Annotated in this window: 14 protein-coding genes; 9 read left to right on the forward strand and 5 right to left on the reverse strand. The window is 74.2% G+C overall.

Annotation, left to right across the window (positions count from 1 at the left end; genetic code table 11):
• The first annotated feature begins 161 nt into the window (after positions 1 to 161).
• Together ACF07V_RS05165 and ACF07V_RS05170 are read left to right on the forward strand one after the other, a co-directional pair.
• Complete coding sequence (locus ACF07V_RS05165) at positions 162 to 1,289, forward strand: LLM class flavin-dependent oxidoreductase (RefSeq protein ID WP_392151521.1); 1,128 nt, start codon at positions 162 to 164, stop codon at positions 1,287 to 1,289.
• Positions 1,286 to 2,650, forward strand: a complete 1,365-nt coding sequence (locus tag ACF07V_RS05170) for an NtaA/DmoA family FMN-dependent monooxygenase (protein WP_392151522.1) — start codon at positions 1,286 to 1,288, stop codon at positions 2,648 to 2,650. The genes ACF07V_RS05165 and ACF07V_RS05170 overlap by 4 nt, the downstream gene beginning before the upstream one ends.
• A 55-nt stretch (positions 2,651 to 2,705) precedes the next feature.
• Here ACF07V_RS05170 and ACF07V_RS05175 read toward each other — a convergent pair whose 3' ends face one another.
• Both ACF07V_RS05175 and ACF07V_RS05180 read right to left on the reverse strand, forming a co-directional pair.
• The gene (locus ACF07V_RS05175; protein WP_392151523.1) at positions 2,706 to 4,589 is read right to left on the reverse strand and encodes an alpha/beta fold hydrolase; all 1,884 of its coding nucleotides are present in this window, start codon (positions 4,587 to 4,589) and stop codon (positions 2,706 to 2,708) included.
• Between the two features lie 235 nt (positions 4,590 to 4,824).
• Complete coding sequence (locus tag ACF07V_RS05180; RefSeq protein WP_392151524.1) at positions 4,825 to 5,262, reverse strand: TetR/AcrR family transcriptional regulator; 438 nt, start codon at positions 5,260 to 5,262, stop codon at positions 4,825 to 4,827.
• Between the two features lie 136 nt (positions 5,263 to 5,398).
• Between ACF07V_RS05180 and ACF07V_RS05185 the strand changes: the two genes are divergently transcribed.
• Both ACF07V_RS05185 and ACF07V_RS05190 read left to right on the forward strand, forming a co-directional pair.
• Positions 5,399 to 6,892, forward strand: a complete 1,494-nt coding sequence (locus ACF07V_RS05185) for an APC family permease (RefSeq protein ID WP_392151525.1) — start codon at positions 5,399 to 5,401, stop codon at positions 6,890 to 6,892.
• Between the two features lie 4 nt (positions 6,893 to 6,896).
• Entirely contained in the window at positions 6,897 to 7,766 is an 870-nt protein-coding gene (locus ACF07V_RS05190) for a carbon-nitrogen hydrolase family protein (protein WP_392151526.1), read from the forward strand.
• Here the strand turns inward: ACF07V_RS05190 and ACF07V_RS05195 are convergent.
• Genes ACF07V_RS05195 through ACF07V_RS05205 form a run of 3 tightly spaced genes read right to left on the reverse strand, consistent with a single transcriptional unit; the run spans position 7,763 to position 10,981 of the window.
• Positions 7,763 to 8,875 (reverse strand): PP2C family protein-serine/threonine phosphatase, encoded by a 1,113-nt coding sequence (locus ACF07V_RS05195; RefSeq protein WP_392151527.1) that lies wholly within the window; start codon positions 8,873 to 8,875, stop codon positions 7,763 to 7,765. The two genes, ACF07V_RS05190 and ACF07V_RS05195, sit on opposite strands and share 4 nt — an antisense overlap.
• A 1-nt stretch (position 8,876) precedes the next feature.
• Positions 8,877 to 10,379 carry an MFS transporter gene (locus ACF07V_RS05200; protein WP_392151528.1) on the reverse strand — a complete coding sequence of 501 codons (1,503 nt, stop codon included), beginning with the start codon at positions 10,377 to 10,379 and terminating at the stop codon, positions 8,877 to 8,879.
• The gene (locus tag ACF07V_RS05205) at positions 10,376 to 10,981 is read right to left on the reverse strand and encodes a TetR/AcrR family transcriptional regulator (protein WP_392151529.1); all 606 of its coding nucleotides are present in this window, start codon (positions 10,979 to 10,981) and stop codon (positions 10,376 to 10,378) included. Before ACF07V_RS05205 ends, ACF07V_RS05200 begins: the two co-directional genes overlap by 4 nt.
• Positions 10,982 to 11,279: 298 nt before the next feature.
• Between ACF07V_RS05205 and ACF07V_RS05210 the strand changes: the two genes are divergently transcribed.
• The 5 genes from ACF07V_RS05210 to ACF07V_RS05230 all read left to right on the forward strand — a co-directional run bounded on the left by ACF07V_RS05210 (position 11,280) and on the right by ACF07V_RS05230 (position 15,415).
• A complete protein-coding gene (locus tag ACF07V_RS05210) occupies positions 11,280 to 11,864 on the forward strand; it encodes a TMEM165/GDT1 family protein (RefSeq protein ID WP_392151530.1) in 585 nt (194 codons plus the stop codon).
• Between the two features lie 80 nt (positions 11,865 to 11,944).
• Positions 11,945 to 12,463, forward strand: coding sequence for a hemerythrin domain-containing protein (locus ACF07V_RS05215; protein WP_392151531.1), 519 nt, complete (start codon positions 11,945 to 11,947; stop codon positions 12,461 to 12,463).
• Between the two features lie 73 nt (positions 12,464 to 12,536).
• Positions 12,537 to 13,154 (forward strand): TetR family transcriptional regulator, encoded by a 618-nt coding sequence (locus ACF07V_RS05220; protein WP_392151532.1) that lies wholly within the window; start codon positions 12,537 to 12,539, stop codon positions 13,152 to 13,154.
• Complete coding sequence (locus ACF07V_RS05225) at positions 13,138 to 14,796, forward strand: acyl-CoA dehydrogenase family protein (protein WP_392151533.1); 1,659 nt, start codon at positions 13,138 to 13,140, stop codon at positions 14,794 to 14,796. Before ACF07V_RS05220 ends, ACF07V_RS05225 begins: the two co-directional genes overlap by 17 nt.
• Before the next feature lie 85 nt (positions 14,797 to 14,881).
• Complete coding sequence (locus ACF07V_RS05230; RefSeq protein WP_392151534.1) at positions 14,882 to 15,415, forward strand: VOC family protein; 534 nt, start codon at positions 14,882 to 14,884, stop codon at positions 15,413 to 15,415.
• Positions 15,416 to 15,461 lie beyond the last annotated feature (46 nt).

The following is a 15,461-nucleotide window of genomic DNA, read 5'->3' on the forward strand; positions in this document are numbered from 1 at the left end:
ACTACTGCCGTACCTCCTCGGCCATCTGTCCTTCCCTTCGCGCCTGACCCCGCCCCGCGTGGGTCCGCGCGTCCCGTGACGTCCCGTCGCCCGGCCCCGCGCAGCCGTGCTCCGCACCGCTGCCGTGCCGTCGCGCGTCCCTGTCGTTCGGAAGGACTCCCATGCCCCGCCCTGCCCTGCACCTGGCCGTCGAGATCGACGGCGACGGTGCCCATCCGGCCGCGTGGCGCCGTGCCGCGCACTCCCCCGGCGAGCTGCTGACCCCCCGACGGCTCGCCCGGGTCGCTGCCGCCGCCGAGAACGCCGGGTTCACCCTGGTCACCCTCGATGACTCGATCCTGCCGCCCGGCGACGGCTCCTCCACCGAGTCCGGTCCCGTGGGACGGATCGGCTCGGTGGAGCGGGCCGCGTTCGCGGCGGCGTCGACGAGCGTCCTCGGCGTCGCGCCCGTCGTGGCGACCACGTACGCCGAGCCGTTCCACGTCTCCTCGCAGCTCTCCACGCTCGACCACGTCTCGGCCGGCCGGGCGGGCTGGGTGGTGGGGGTCGAGGAGGACCCCGCCGCCGCCGGCGCCTGGGGTCGCCCGCTCGTCGAGGGCGCCGAGGCGCGCGCCCGCGAGGCCCGTGACGGTCTCCGTGTCGTACGGGACCTGTGGGACTCGTGGGAGGACGACGCGGTGATCCGGTCGGTCGCCACCAGCCGCTATCTGGACCGCTCGCGGCTCCACGCCGTGGACTTCACGGGCGAGACGTACTCCGTGAAGGGCCCGTCGATCGTGCCGCGCCCGCCGCAGGGCCGTCCCGTGGTCCTCGCCCGCGCGGGTCTCGTCCCGGCCGGTCTCGCCGATGTGGCGCTGGTCGGCGGCGCGACGCCGGCCGAGGCGGGAGAGGCGGCCGCGGCCGCAGGCACGCCGCTCGCCTTCGCCGAGCTGGAGGTCGCCCTCGACACCCCCGGCGCGACGGCGCGGGAGCGGATCGCCGACCTGGAGCGGTACGCCCCGTGGGAGGGCGGCCCGGAACGGCTGCGGTACGCCGGTTCCGCCGCCGGTCTGGTGGACCTCCTGACGGAGCTCGGTGGCCATGTGGACGGGGTGCGGCTGCGTCCGCTCGTCCTCGACGAGGACCTGGCGGTGCTCTCCCGGCTCGTCCTGCCCGAGCTGTTCGTCCGGCGGATCGCCGCCCGCCCGCTGCCCGGCACCACCCTGCGCACCTCCCTGGGCCTCCCCCGGCCCCTCAGCCGCTTCACGACCGACGGCGCCGCCGCGCTCGTCCGGGAGGAGACCCGATGACCCGCGCCGACCACGACGACGTCCCCCGCCCGGACGCCCGGCTGCACTTCGGTGTCTTCGTCCAGGGCGTCAACCACTGGACCATCTGGTCGGACCCGTCCAGCGGTTCCCAGATCGACCCGGCGACCTTCCTGCGGGTGGCCAGGACGGCCGAACGCGGGCTCTTCGACGCCTTCTTCCTCGGGGACGGCCTGCGGCTGCGCGAGTCGGAGGGCGGCATCCACGAGCTGGACGTCGCCGGCCGGCCGGACTCGATCGCCCAGCTGTCGGCGCTCGCCGCGGCGACCGAACGGATCGGTCTGGTCTCCACCTCCAACACCACCTTCAACGAGCCCGGCGACCTCGCCCGGCGGCTCGCCGGGCTCGACCTGCTCTCCGGTGGCCGGGCCGGCTGGAACATGGTGACCACCCACAACGCCTGGACCGGAGAGAACTTCCGGCGCGGCGGCTTCCTCGACCACGCCGACCGCTACCGGCGCGCCGAGGAGTTCCTCTCCGTCGCCCGCGCCGTGTGGAACGGCTGGGCAGAGGGCGCGGTCGCCGGTTCCGCCGACGCCCGGTCCTGGTCGGTGCCGGGGGCGGTGGCACGCGTACGGACGCGGACGGACCACTTCGATGTCGATCTGGCGCCGACGCTGCCGCGCAGCGCGCAGGGGCATCCGGTGATCTTCCAGGCGGGCGACTCCGGCGAGGGCCGGGACTTCGCGGCCCGCAACGCGGACGTGATCTTCTCCGCGCACGGTGAGGACTTCGACGACGCTCTCGCCTTCGCCGAGGACGTCCGGCGCCGGCTGCGGGCGGCCGGGAGGCCCGAGGACGCCCTGCGCATCCTGCCGGGCACCGAGATCGTCATCGGGGCCACCGAGAAGGAGGCGGAGGAGAAGGCCCGCTGGGTCCGGCTCCAGCAGGTCACCCCCGCGGTGGCGCTGGGCATCGCGAGCCGGCTGTGGGGATTCGACCTGTCCGGGCGGGACGCGGACGGGCCGCTGCCCGCCGAGGATCCGGTGGTCGCCGAGTACGACGGGAAGTTCGGCACGCGCCAACTGGGCGACACCCTGGACGTGGTGGCCGAGTGGCGGGCGAAGGCCGACGCCAACGGCTGGACGCTGCGCGAGACGGTCATCGAGCTCGGTCCGCAGCGCGGCCACGTCGGCACCCCGGCCGGGCTCGCGGAGAAGTTCGCCCGGTTCGCGCGGCACGGGGCCGTCGACGGTTTCAACATCTCGCCGTACCTGGTGCCGGACGGACTCGACGACATCGTCGAGCTGCTCGTGCCGGAGCTCCAGGAGCGGGGCGTGTACCGGACGGCGTACACGGGGACGACGCTCCGGGAACATCTGGGGCTCGCGCCGGTGGCGTGACCCGCGGAGGCGGGTGCCCGGATCCCGGGCACCCGCCTCCGTCGTACGGCCGTCCTCAGCCCAGCGGCACTTCCAGGAAGGCCGGTGCGCCCTCCGGGGAGCTGATGACGGTCTGCGTCCAGGTGACGGAGGCGTCCCCGTACAGCGGGTCCTTGCTGTCGACGACCAGCATCAGCCGGTGACCGGCGGCGATGTCGTACGCGGCGGCCTGGAGCCGCCAGGTCACGGTGCGGTCCTGGTCGGGCGTCAGCCCGTACACGTTGAGCGGCTCGTGGGTGATGATCCGGGCCGTGCCGTCCTCGGCGACGTCGAAGAGGTGGGCGATCAGACAGGCGGAGGCGGCGGTGGAGCGGACGGTGAGGCGCAGTCGCGGGATGCCCCGGACGCGACGGCCGGCCGTGGCCTCCCCCGCGGGGGAGGCGAGCGGTGCGGTGGTCCAGACGAGGGCGTGCCGCCGGTCGATCTTGCGGGTGTCGTAGGTCTTGGGGTTCCCGTCCCGTTCCGCCCGGCCCGTCTTCATGAGGCCGTCCATGACGGTGGCCTCGGTGTCCACGCCCGCGAGGAACGCGCGGCGCCAGCCGGTGACCTCCGAGGGAGCCGTCGTCTCGCCGGCGGGCAGGAGCCGGCCGTCGGTGCCGCCCGCGCCGTCGCCGGTGAGGCCGAACACCTCGACGCCGGTGGTGACCCGGCTCCAGTCGGCGCGGCGCTCCCGGGAAGCCTCTTCGACGATCCGGTTCTCGCCGGTCGGCTCGCCGGTGCCGGGATCCGGGACGGGTTCGGTGACGTAGGTGAACATGACCTGGTGGCAGACCTGTTCCCAGTCCTCCACCCCGTTGCGCTCGCCCTTGAGGTGGTGGTCGAGCCAGGCGTACGCCTCGGCCATGGGGACGTTGGTCCTGCCGGGCTCCGTTCCGATCAGCCCCGGCCCCTCGGGGGCGGCGTGGTCGCCGATCCAGAGGTTGAGCCGCTTGGGGACGTCGAGCCCGTCGAAGGTCTCCAGGAGCTGGTTGACGGCGAAGAGGCCCTCGTGCCAGGTGTTCGAGAAGAAGGTGGGGGTCTCGTTCTCGTTGGTGAGGTGCAGGTACGACTCGGGGGCGCGCAGCCGGCCCCACTCGACGACCCGGTCGAGGTTCCGGTCGGCGAGGAAGTCGGCGAGGATCTTCTGGTTCGCCTCGTCGAACTTGGTCTCCACCGGGCCTCCGGTGAGCGCGAGGAGGGCCTTGACGGCGGCCAGGTGCCGGGTGTCGTGGTCGTAGAGGCTGGTGGCGAGGTTCCCCCAGGTGCTGAGCGCGACGACGGCGGCGACGCGGTCGTCGTGGGCGGCGACGAGCTGGCTGATGCCGGAGCCGTAGGACTCGCCGAGGAAGCCGATCACGCTCGGGGCGAGGTGCTCGACCGCGAAGTCGACGACGGCGGAGCCGTCGGCCCAGTCGTGGGGTCCGGCGACGTCGACGAAGCCCTCGGAGGTGGAGGGCAGTCCGGGGATGCCGAGGCCGCGGGGTGTGTAGGCGAGGACGTGGTAGCCCCTGCGGGCGAGGGCGAGGTAGGCCCAGAGGAACAGCGGCCAGCCGAACGGGGTCCAGCCGGCCGGGACGACGACCAGCGGGTGCGGCCCGGGGCCCCGCTGCCGCAGGCTGAAGGCGGAGAGCCGGATGCCGTCCGTGGCATCGATGCGGTGGTACGCGGGCAGCGCGAGGCCCCGGACCTCCTCGATGTGCGCGGCGAGTACGGCGGGGAGTTCGCCGTCGCCCCCGTTCAGGAGGGCGGTGGCGAGGGTCTGGCCGAGGCGGACGGCGTCGGGGTCGACGGTGCCGTCGGCGGCCCAGAGGCCGCGGCCGGTCATGCGGGAGGCCTCGGCGGCGGTGAGGCGGGCCGTGATGCCCGGGAAGCCGGGGAATTCCTCGGACGATCCGTTGGCGAAGGGGGTGTCCTGGGGCACGTGCACCCGTTCCTCTCGACTGGGCTGCTGGCTGTCCGCTCTGCGGATGCCCGCAAGCCTCACGTACCGGGAACGGGGCGACCAGAGCGCACGAACGGCGCACGGGACGCGCAACCGGGCGGCAACGACACAAGCCACCCCGAAGCCGATGTTTGTCGGGCGGCCCTCAGGACACCTCCCCAGGGGGTGTCTGACCATGCGCGTCGGATCAGGCCGGGACGCCCTCGTAGCGGAGCTACTTGGGTGTTTCGGCCGTGCGGCGAGCGTGCGGGTAGACGCCGATCCGGCGCTCGGTCAGGACGCTGTCGAGGGCGGCGGCCTTCGGGTCGCGCAGGGCACGGGGCCAGTACTCGAAGAGCAGCCGGGGCAGCCGGTCCTGGGGGCCCGACGCCACTCCGGACGCGATGCAGCTGCGCAGCCTCCCCCGCGCGTCCGCCTCCCGCTCCGCCGCCGTCTCCCGCTCGCGGCAGAACCGTTCGATGGCCTGCTGGAAGGTCTCGTACCTGAGGGCGTCGAGGTCCTCGTAGTAGTACAGGACCGCCGCCGGTGTGACCCCGGCCTCGGCGGCGACGTCCTTGAGCCGGAGCCCTTCGAGTCCCCGACTGAGCAGGGCGCGTGCCGCGGCCTCGCCCAGCTGGGCACGCCGGGCCTCCTGGTCCTTGTTCCGCGCCACCGGACCCCTCCCCCGTCTCGTGAACTAAATCGCAACCAAAAGATACAGCGCCAGGTCTTGACCGCACCACGGCGGCTTCCTTAAATCTCCGTTTAACGAATCTGCCGCGTCCGTACGCTTTCCTCAGGAGGCCCTCATGACCAGCGCATCCGACACCCCACCCGCCACGGCACCACCCGCCGGGAAGGGCCTGCGGAGCGACTCCGTCGGCCTTCTCGCGACGATCGCCCTCGGGCTCGCCTCCGTCGCCCCCGCCTACAGCATCGCGATCACCCTGGGCCTCGTGACCCTCGTGGTGGGCGACCTGGCTCCCGCCGCCCTGCTCCTCGGCTTCGTGCCGATCCTCCTCACGGCCTTCGCCTTCCGTGAGCTGAACCGGCGGATGCCGGACTGCGGCACGACCTTCGTGTGGAACACGAGGGCGTTCGGCCCGGCCGTCGGCTGGGTGGCGGGCGGCTGGACCGTCCTGGTCGCCACCGTCCTCGCGATGACCGCGCTCGCCCAGGTCGGAGCCGCCGCGATCCTCGCCTTCCTCGGGCTCGACGCGGCGGCCGGCAGCACCCTCGCCGTCACGGCCCTCGCCGTGGTCCTGATCGCCCTGGTCGTCACCGTCGCCTACCGGGGCATCCAGCTCGCCGCCCACGTGCAGTACGCGATGCTCGGCCTCCAGCTCCTCGCGATGCTCGCCTTCGGTGTCGCCGCCTTCGCCCGGGACGGCGCCGCCACCCCGTCCCTTGGCTGGGTCTCCCCCTTCGCCTTCGACGACTTCGGCTCCTTCGCCGAGGCGGTGCTCCTCTGCCTCTTCATCTACTGGGGCTGGGACGCCCTGATCACCTTCAACGAGGAGACCGTCGACAGCGACCGCACCCCCGGCAGGGCCGCGGTCGCCTCCACCCTGATCCTGCTCGTCGCCTACCTCTTCACCGCGTTCGCCGCGATCTCCTTCGCCGGGACCGGCACCGCAGGCCTCGGACTCGGCAACGAGGAGAACGCCGCTGACGTCCTCACCCACCTCGCCCCCACCGTCCTCGGCGGCGCCGCGAGCCGGGTCGTCACGCTCGCCATCGCCGTCTCGGCCGTGGGCGCCCTGCTGACCTGCGCGGGCTCCAGCCCCCGGAGCACGCTCTCGATGAGCGCGCACGGCGCCCTGCCCGCCGCCTTCGGACGCATGCACCCCCGCTTCCGCACGCCCGCCTTCGGGACGGTGTTCTGCGGAGCCGTGGCGGCCGTCGCCCTGGTCCTGCTCACCCTGGTCTCCGCCGACTTCCTCGGCGACGCCATCCTGTCGATCGGCCTTCTGATCGCCTTCTACTACGGCGTCACCGGCTTCGCCTGCGCCTGGTACTTCCGCCGACAGCTGCGGAACTCCCCGCGCGACCTGCTGGTCAAGGGCGTCCTGCCGGCGACCGGCGGCCTGATGATGCTGGCGGCGTTCGTCCGCAGCGCCTACGACATGGCCGACCCCGACTACGGCTCCACGTCCGTCGGCGGGGTCGGCGGGGTCTTCCTCCTCGGCGTCGGCTCGATCGTCCTCGGAGGCCTCGTGATGCTGCTCGTCCGCACCCGCCACCGTCGCTTCTTCCAGGACGGCCGCACGGCCGTCACCACCCTGTCCGTCACGGAGAACTGAACCCATGCGCACCCTCGCCGTCGCCGCCGTCCAGACCACCCCCGTCGCCCATGACCCGGAGGCCAGCTGGGAACGGTTCGCCGACCAGGTCCGCGCGGTACGCGGCACCTTCCCGCACGTCCAGCTCGTCGTCGTCCCGGAGCTGCTGCTCTCCGCGGAGGCACCGCTGCTCGAGGCCCGCGTGGCGTGGATGCGGGAGGCCGCCGTGCCGCTCCCCGGGCCGCTGACGGACCGGCTCCGCGCCCTGGCCCGCGAGACCGGCCTCTGGCTCGTCCCGGGAAGCGTCTACGAGCAGGCCGACGACGGCCACGTCTACAACACGGCCCTCGCCGTCTCCCCCGAGGGCGAGATCGCCGCCCGCTACCGCAAGGTCTTCCCCTGGCAGCCGTACGAGCAGACGCGCCCCGGCAGCGAGTTCGTCGTCTTCGACCTGCCCGGCATCGGCCGCGCGGGCCTCGCGATCTGCTACGACGGCTCGTTCCCGGAGACGGCGCGGCAGCTGGCCTGGCTGGGCGCCGAGGTGATCATCCAGCCGACGCTGACCACCACCCGCGACCGCGAGATGGAGCTCGTCTGCGCCCGGGCGAACGCCTGGACGAACCAGCTCTTCGTCGTCAACGTCAACGCCGCGGACCCGGCCGGGGTCGGCGGCAGCGTCATCGTCGACCCGGAGGGAATCATCCGCCAGCAGGCGGGCCCCGGCGAGGAGGTCCTCGTCGACGTCCTCGACCTCGACACCGTCACGCGCGTGCGTACGTACGGCTCGGCGGGCATCAACCGGCCGTGGGACCAGCTCGCCCGCTACGGCGACCGCATCGACCTGCCCATGTACGGGGGCACGTTCCGGCCGGTGCCGGCCCGCGACACCCCCTAGGCGGTCCCGGGCGGGCGGACCACGACGACGGCGGCGACGTCGTCGTCGAGGCCGTCCGCCCCGTAGGCGGCGAGGTCGCGGTGGAGGAGCGCGGGCAGCTCCGCGGCCGGCTCCCTGGCCCAGCCGCGCAGGCGCAGCTCCAGCGGGTAGAAGGTGCCGGCCCGGTCGCGGGTCTCGCTGACGCCGTCGGTGTAGAGGAGCAGCCGGTCCCCCGGCCCGAAGGGCACCTCCTCGATCCGGTGGTGGTTCTCGGCGAGGCCCGCGAGGTTGACGGGCAGTGAGGGGTCGGCGAAGTGCACGGGCTCGACGCCGGTCGCCCGCTGGAGCAGCGGGGCGGGGTGGCCGCAGCTGAGGAGCCGTGCGATGTCCCGGCCGTCGGGGAGTTCCACGAGGAGGACGGTGGCGAAGCGTTCGGCGGCGTCGGAGTCCGGGTCCCAGGCCCCGTAGCGGGCGAGGCCCTCGTCGAGCCGGTCGGCGAGGGCCGCCAGGTCGTGGGCGTCGTTGACGGCGGCACGGAACGAGCCGAGCAGGACGGACGCGGTCTCGACGGCGCCGAGGCCCTTGCCCTGGACGTCGCCGAGCATGACCCGCACGGCGCCGGGGACCTTGACGGCCTCGTAGAAGTCGCCGCCGATCCTCGCCTTGGCCGCGGCCGCGACGTACAGCAGGTGCAGTTCGAAGCGGCCGAGGTGTTCGGGCAGCGGGCGCAGGACGACCCGCTGGACGACCTCGGCGACGGCGGTGACCTCGCGCAGGTCCTGCTCGTAGCGGGTCCGCACCCGGCTGACCCACGCGGAGGCGGCGGTGACCGCGGCGATGACGGCCTCGCTGGCGAGGAGTTCGGAGGCGAACTCCTCACCCCTGCTGAAGCCGAGGAGTGCGCGGACGCCCATCGCGGTCAGTCCGATGGCGACGGTCTCGCGCACGCTCCAGGTGACGGCGGCGAGCGCGGGCGCGGCGACGAGGAGTCGGTCGAAACGCTCCCGGTCCGGGGTGACGAGGTCGGCGACGACCGTCAGGACCAGGACCAGGAAGGGCAGGGCGCGACCGAGGTTGAACTGGGTGCGCGCCGCCGTGCCGGGAGGGCGGCGGGGACCGGCTGCGGGCATCTCATGATCGTACGCAGGGCTGTGTGCCGGGCCCCGGCAGCGCCTCCTCCGGGCGTGTTCCCCGACGGTGGGCGGCGTGGGGCAGGGCGAGCGCGGCGGGGAGGGCGAGCGCGGCGATCGCCGCCAGGGCCGGGAGGGCGGCTCCCCGGGCGGGGACGAAGCCGCCGTCCGGGACGAGGGCGAGCAGGAGGCTCGCGGTGGCGACGCCGAGCGCCGGGCCGACGTTCATCGCGGTCTGCTGGAGGCCGCCGGCGACCCCCGCGTGCCCCTCGGGGGCGCGGTGCACGACGACCGAGGTCGCGGTGACCATGAGGGTGACGAACCCGGCCCCGACGAGTGCGGAGGCGACGGCGACGGAGGCCGCGCCGGCCGTCGCGTCGAGCCGGGAGAGCCCCAGGACCCCGAGGGTGAGCAGTGCGGCGCCCGCCGTCGCCGTCCGCCGGGGCCCGAAGCGTCGCTGGAGCGGCGGGCAGAGCGGCGCGCCGAGGATCATGAGGGCGGCGAGGGGCAGGACGCGCAGCGCGCAGCCGAGGGGGTCGAGGCCCTGGACGTCCTGGAGGAAGTACGTCGCGACGAAGAGCGCGCCGGAGAGGGCCGCCGAGGCCGCGAGGAGCGCGGCGAGCCCCGCGACGACCGGAACGCTCCTGAGCAGCGCCGGGGGCAGCAGGGGGTGTGCCACGCGCCGCTCGTGCCGTGCGAAGACCGCCCCGGCGCCGAGGGCCCCGGCGCAGGCGAGGACGGCGGCGCCGGTGCCACCGGGCCGTGAGGCCGCGTCGAGCCCGTGGACGAGCAGTCCGAGCGTGGCGGCGAGCAGGAGGGCGCCGAGGAGGTCGAGCCCGGCGAGGCGGGAGGGGGTGGCGGGGCCGGATGCCGGGCGGTCGGGGGAATCCGTCGGTGGGTGCTGCGGTGAGGTGGGGCGGTCCGGCGAGGGGGCGTGCCGGGCGCCGCGGGTGCTGTGCGGGACGTCCCGGACACCCCCTAGGGCCAGCAGGCCGATCGCGAGGGTCGGGGGGACGCCGAGGAGGAAGACCGCGCGCCAGCCGTACGAGGAGACGAGGACGCCGCCGACGACGGGGCCGGCCGCGGCGGCGAGGCCGATGGCGGCGGTGCGCACGGCGATCGGGGTCGCGAGCCGTTCGGGCGGGTAGGCGGTGCGCAGCATGCCGAGGGTGGCGGGCTGGAGGAGCGCTCCGCAGACGCCCTGGAGCACGCGCAGCGCGATGACGGTGCCGATGCCGGGGGCCAGGGCGATCCCGGTGGAGGCGGCGGCGAAGCCGAGGGCGCCGACGGCGAACACCCGGCGGTGGCCGTAACGGTCGCCGAGGCGGCCCGCGAAGACGAGGAGGCTCGCGACGGCGACGAGGTAGCCGGTGCTGGTCCACTGCACCTGGCCGACGCGGGCGTGCAGGTCGTGTTGGAGGGCGGGCTGGGCGACGGTCAGGACCGTGCCGTCGAGGGCGACGACGGCGGCACCGACGACGCTGCAGGCGAGGGTCCGGTTCACGGGGCGGTCTCCGCGGGGCCGAGATGGGCGTCGAGCGCGGCCGACAGGAGGGGGCCCGGGTCGTCGGCGCCGGTGGCGAGGCCGAGACTGCCCCAGTGCCAGAGCTGGGCGATGCCGTGCAGGTTGGCCCAGAGGGCGCCGGCGAGGAGGACGGGGTCGGCGTCCGGGCGGACCCGGGCGAGGAGCGCGGCGAGGTGGGCGAAGAGCGGCAGGCTGGTCTCGCGCAGCCCGAGCCGGCCGCTCTCCAGGAGTTCGTGCCGGAACATCAGCTCGTACATGCCGCGCCGGCTGCCGGCGTAGTCGAGGTAGACGCGGGCGAGGGCCTCGATCCGCTCGCGGGCCGGGGCCGTTTCGGGGTCCTCCTCGGCGATGCGCGCGGCCAGTTCGGCGAAGCCCTGGCGGGCGATGGCGGACAGCAGGTCCAGGTGGGCGGGGAAGTAGCGCCGTGGGGCTCCGTGGGAGACGCCGGCGCGGCGGGCGATCTCGCGCAGGGAGAGGGCCTGGGCGCCCTCGGTGTTCACGAGCTCGACGCCGACCCGGACGAGCCGGTCGCGCAGCCCGTCCGTGGTCTCGGCCTCGGGGCCGTTCCGATGCAGGGTCATAGACACTGTCTACCAAGATCGAGTAGACAGTGTCTACCCTTCCGTGCGCCCTGATCCGTTACACTCGACGGCAGCGAAGGGGAGTAGCCCCGCGAACCGGTCGTCGACACACTGGAACCCCCGGGTTCCCGGTGACCGGGTCCGCGCACGACGCGGACGGGCGAGACCTTCGGCCAGGCAACAGCCACGTCCGCGTTCCCGTGGGCGTGGTCCGTCATGCCGGGCCGAGTGGTCCTCCCGTCGCCCACCGAGGTGGCGCCCGGAGCCACGGGGCCCGGACCGAGCAGAGAGCCCCGGTATGCACCTCGACCCCTTGGCGATCCTCACCGCCTTCGGGCTGATCTTCCTCGCCGAGCTTCCCGACAAGACGATGTTCGCGTCCCTCGCCATGGGCACGCGCATGCGTCCGCTGTACGTGTGGATCGGCACCTCCACCGCCTTCCTGGCCCACGTCGCCATCGCGGTGGGCGCCGGCAGCCTGCTCGGGCTGCTGCCGGGCTGGACGGTCAAGCTGGCCTCGGCCCTGATGTTCGGCTTCGGCGCGTTCATGCTGCTGCGCGGCGAGGGCGACGACGACGAGGCCGACGAGGGCGGGCGCACGGTCAGCGGCTTCTGGCCCGTCTTCTCGACCGCGTTCATGGCCGTCTTCATCAGCGAGTGGGGCGACCTGACCCAGATCACCACCGCCAACCTGGCCGCCACCAACGGCACCTGGTCGACGGCGATCGGCTCCTTCGCCGCCCTGACGACCGTCTCCGCCCTGGCCCTGGTCGCGGGCCGCTTCATCGCCAAGCGCGTCCCCCTCAAGACCGTGCAGCGCATCGGCGGCATCTGCATGGCGGGGCTCGCGGTCTGGTCCCTGACCGAGGTCTTCACCGGCTGAGCACGCCCCCGCTCCGGCGCACGCCCGTCGCTCCGGGACGGGGCGTGCGCCGGAGCGGGCCCGGTGGAATCATGCGCCGCATGGCCACCACCTCCGAACCGGCCGACCGCCTCACGGCGTTCGGGAACGAACTCGTCGACGTGCACCTCTGGCTCCGCGAGGAGCTCGCCCGCCTCCGCGAGGAGCTGGACTCCTTCCTCTCCGGCGGCGGCTCCCGCCCGCGCGACCTGCGGGCGCACTGCCTCGCCTTCCGCTCCGCGCTCACCCGCCACCACACCGCCGAGGACCGGGGCGTCTTCCCCGTCCTCGCCGAGACGTATCCGGCGCTGCGGCCCGTGCTCGACGAACTGGCCCGCGACCACGTGCAGGTGGAGGAGATCCTGGTCCGCCTCCAGGAACTCCTCGACACCCTCCCGGCCGAGCCGGGGACCGACCCGGATCCGGCGGAGGTGCGGCGGGTACGCGGCGAGCTGGACGGCCTCGTCGCCCTGGTGGAGTCGCACTTCACGTACGAGGAGAAGAAGCTCGTCACGGCACTCAACGAGCTCGGCACCCCGCTGCCGGACGACTTCGCGCTCCGCGACCTGACCGGCGGCTGACACTCGGCGCGACCGGGCGGGTGCCCCCGCCCGGCCTCTTGATGAAGCAGTGAATCACTGCTTCACTCCTTCCATGCCCTACCGACGCACCCCCGCCGTCCAGGCCCGGCTCGACGCCCAGCGCGCCTCGGTCGTCGACGCGGCCCTCGGGCTGCTCGCCGAACAGGGGTACGCGGGCTGCACGATGGCCGCCGTCGCCGCGCGCGCGGGGATCGCCACGGGCAGCGTGTACCGCCACTTCCCGAGCAAGGCGGAACTCGCCGTCGAACTGTTCAGGACCGTGGTGAGCCGGGAGGTCGCGGCCGTCTCCGAGGCGGCCGGGCACCCCGGGCACGGTTCGGCGGCCGAGCGGGTGGTCGCCGTGATCGAGACCTTCGCCCAGCGCGCCCTGAAGTCGCCGCGCCTCGCCTACGCGCTGCTCGCCGAACCGGTCGACCCGGCCGTGGACGCGGAGCGCCTCGTCTTCCGGCGCGCGTTCCGGGACGTGTTCGCCGCGCGCGTCGAGGAGGGCGTGCGCTCGGGCGAGCTGCCGCCCCAGGACCCGGCCCTGACGGCCTCGGCGCTGGTCGGGGCGGGCGCCGAGGCGCTCGTCGGGCCGCTGGCGGAGGGGGCCGTCGGGCCCGAGACCGTACCCGCACTCGTCACCTTCACCCTGCGAGCACTGGGAGTTCCCGATGCCGACCACGCATGAGGTCACCAACCAGGTACCACCGCTGACCGGTTACGACGTCTCCGCCGACCCCGCGCTCCTGGAGGCCCTGCGCCGCGAGGGCGCGGGCTGGGCCGAGGCCGAGGTCCGTGAGCTCGGGGCGAAGGCGGGCGGCGAGGAGGCCCAGGAGTGGGGGCGGCTCGCCGAGCGCCACTCCCCCGTCCTGCACACCCACGACCGGTACGGGCACCGGATCGACGAGGTCGAGTTCCACCCGCACTGGCACGAGCTGATGGACGTGGCCGTGCGGCACGGACTGCACGGGGCACCCTGGCGCGACGAGCGGCCGGGGGCGCACGTGGCCCGGGCGGCCAAGGTGTTCGTGTGGGGGCAGGCCGACGCGGGCCACCTGTGCCCGGTCTCCATGACGTACGCGGCGGTGCCGGCGCTGCGCGTCCAGCCGGAGCTCGCCGAGGTGTACGAGCCGCTGCTCACCTCCTCCTCGTACGACTTCGGGCTGCGGGTGCCGACGGAGAAGCGCGGCATCATCGCCGGGATGTCGATGACCGAGAAGCAGGGCGGTTCGGACGTCCGGGCGAACACGACCCGGGCGGTGCCCGCGGGCGAGCCCGGCGTGTACGCGCTGACCGGCCACAAGTGGTTCACCTCGGCGCCGATGTCCGATGTCTTCCTCACCCTGGCTCAGGCGCCCGGCGGACTCTCCTGCTTCCTGGTGCCCCGGGTGCTGCCCGACGGCAGCCGCAACGCGATCCGGCTCCAGCGCCTCAAGGACAAGCTGGGCAACCGGTCCAACGCCTCCTCCGAGATCGAGTACGAGGGCGCCCTCGGCCGGCTGGTCGGCGAGGAGGGGCGCGGGGTGGCCACCATCATCCGGATGGTCAACATGACGCGGCTCGACTGCGCCATCAGCTCGGCTTCCGGCATGCGTCTGGGGCTCGTACAGGCCGTGCACCACGCCACGCACCGCTCGGCGTTCGGGGCGAGGCTCGTGGACCAGCCCCTGATGCGGAACGTCCTCGCCGACCTCGCCGTGGAGGCGGAGGCCGCGACGGTCGCGTCGCTGCGCCTCGCGGGCGCGGTGGACCGGGCGGCGCGCGGTGACGCCGAGGAGGAGCAGCTGCGGCGGCTCGGCCTCGCGGTGACCAAGTACTGGGTGTGCAAGCGGGCCCCCGCGCACGCGGCGGAGGCCCTGGAGTGCCTGGGCGGCAACGGCTACGTCGAGGACTCGGGCCTGCCGAGGCTCTACCGGGAGTCGCCGCTGCCGTCCATCTGGGAGGGCTCCGGGAACGTCGCCGCGCTCGACGTGCTGCGGGCGATGGCCCGTCAGCCGGATGCGGTGGAGGCGTACTTCGCGGAGGTCGACCGGGGTGCGGGCGCCGACCGGCGGCTCGACACGGCGGTCGCGGGCCTGCGGAAGGACCTCGCGGGACTCGGCGACCCGGACGCGGCGGCGTACGGGGCGCGGCGGCTCGTCGAGCGCCTCGCGCTGGTGCTCCAGGGTTCGCTGCTCGTCCGGCACGGTCACCCGGCGATCGCCGACGCGTTCTGCGCCTCGCGTCTCGACGGCGACCGCGGCCTCGCCTTCGGCACGCTGCCGGCGGGCGTGGACACGGCGGCCATCATCGCGCGCAGCGGCCCGGATGCGGTGGCCACACCCGCCTGACCGGTCATGTCGGACAGCTCCTGGCCTACTTCCCGCCTAGCGTGACCCCCGTACGACAACGAGGGCCATTGGCGAAGGGATCAGGATGTCCGAGCACACCGGCACCACTCCGCAGGGGTACACGACCGTGGCGCCCTGGGTCGTCACCGACGACACGGGGGCCTTCCTCGACTTCGTCACCCGTGCGTTCGAGGGTGTGGAGCTGGCCCGGGTGGCCACCGAGGACGGAGCGATCGGTCACGGGGAGATCCGGGTCGGCGACACCGTCGTGCTGGCCTTCGACCGACGTGCGGACTGGCCCGTCCTGCCGAGCCTGCTGCGGGTGTTCGTCGCCGACGCGGACGAGGCGTTCGCCCGGGCCACCGCCGCGGGCGCCCATGTCGTGACCCCGCTCGCCGACGACGCCTTCGGGCAGCGCGGCGGGCGGGTCCGCGACCCGTTCGGAAACATCTGGTGGGTGAGCAGCCTCGTCGAGGAGGTCGCCGAGGACGAGATGTGGCGGCGGCTCAAGGACCCGGCGTACGCCGAGACCATGCGGGTGGCCCAGGAGACGCTCGACGCCGAGCTCACCGGGAGGGACCGGGGGCGCAGCAGTGCCCCGGTGGGTCCGGCCGACTGACCGGGCCGGCGCCGCGGGCCGTCATGGGTGGCAGTCTGGTCGGGCA

It is taken from the genome of Streptomyces sp. NPDC015661 (assembly GCF_043077765.1).
Lineage (GTDB): Bacteria > Actinomycetota > Actinomycetes > Streptomycetales > Streptomycetaceae > Streptomyces.

Excerpts from the sequence above, each read along its gene's own strand:
- ACF07V_RS05165 (WP_392151521.1), top strand. The coding sequence starts at position 162 with ATGCCCCGCCCTGCCCTGCACCTGGCCGTCGAGATCGACGGCGACGGT.
- ACF07V_RS05170 (WP_392151522.1), top strand. The coding sequence starts at position 1,286 with ATGACCCGCGCCGACCACGACGACGTCCCCCGCCCGGACGCCCGGCTG.
- ACF07V_RS05185 (WP_392151525.1), top strand. The coding sequence starts at position 5,399 with ATGACCAGCGCATCCGACACCCCACCCGCCACGGCACCACCCGCCGGG.
- ACF07V_RS05190 (WP_392151526.1), top strand. The coding sequence starts at position 6,897 with ATGCGCACCCTCGCCGTCGCCGCCGTCCAGACCACCCCCGTCGCCCAT.
- ACF07V_RS05195 (WP_392151527.1), bottom strand. The coding sequence starts at position 8,875 with ATGCCCGCAGCCGGTCCCCGCCGCCCTCCCGGCACGGCGGCGCGCACC.
- ACF07V_RS05205 (WP_392151529.1), bottom strand. The coding sequence starts at position 10,981 with ATGACCCTGCATCGGAACGGCCCCGAGGCCGAGACCACGGACGGGCTG.
- ACF07V_RS05210 (WP_392151530.1), top strand. The coding sequence starts at position 11,280 with ATGCACCTCGACCCCTTGGCGATCCTCACCGCCTTCGGGCTGATCTTC.
- ACF07V_RS05215 (WP_392151531.1), top strand. The coding sequence starts at position 11,945 with ATGGCCACCACCTCCGAACCGGCCGACCGCCTCACGGCGTTCGGGAAC.
- ACF07V_RS05220 (WP_392151532.1), top strand. The coding sequence starts at position 12,537 with ATGCCCTACCGACGCACCCCCGCCGTCCAGGCCCGGCTCGACGCCCAG.
- ACF07V_RS05225 (WP_392151533.1), top strand. The coding sequence starts at position 13,138 with ATGCCGACCACGCATGAGGTCACCAACCAGGTACCACCGCTGACCGGT.
- ACF07V_RS05230 (WP_392151534.1), top strand. The coding sequence starts at position 14,882 with ATGTCCGAGCACACCGGCACCACTCCGCAGGGGTACACGACCGTGGCG.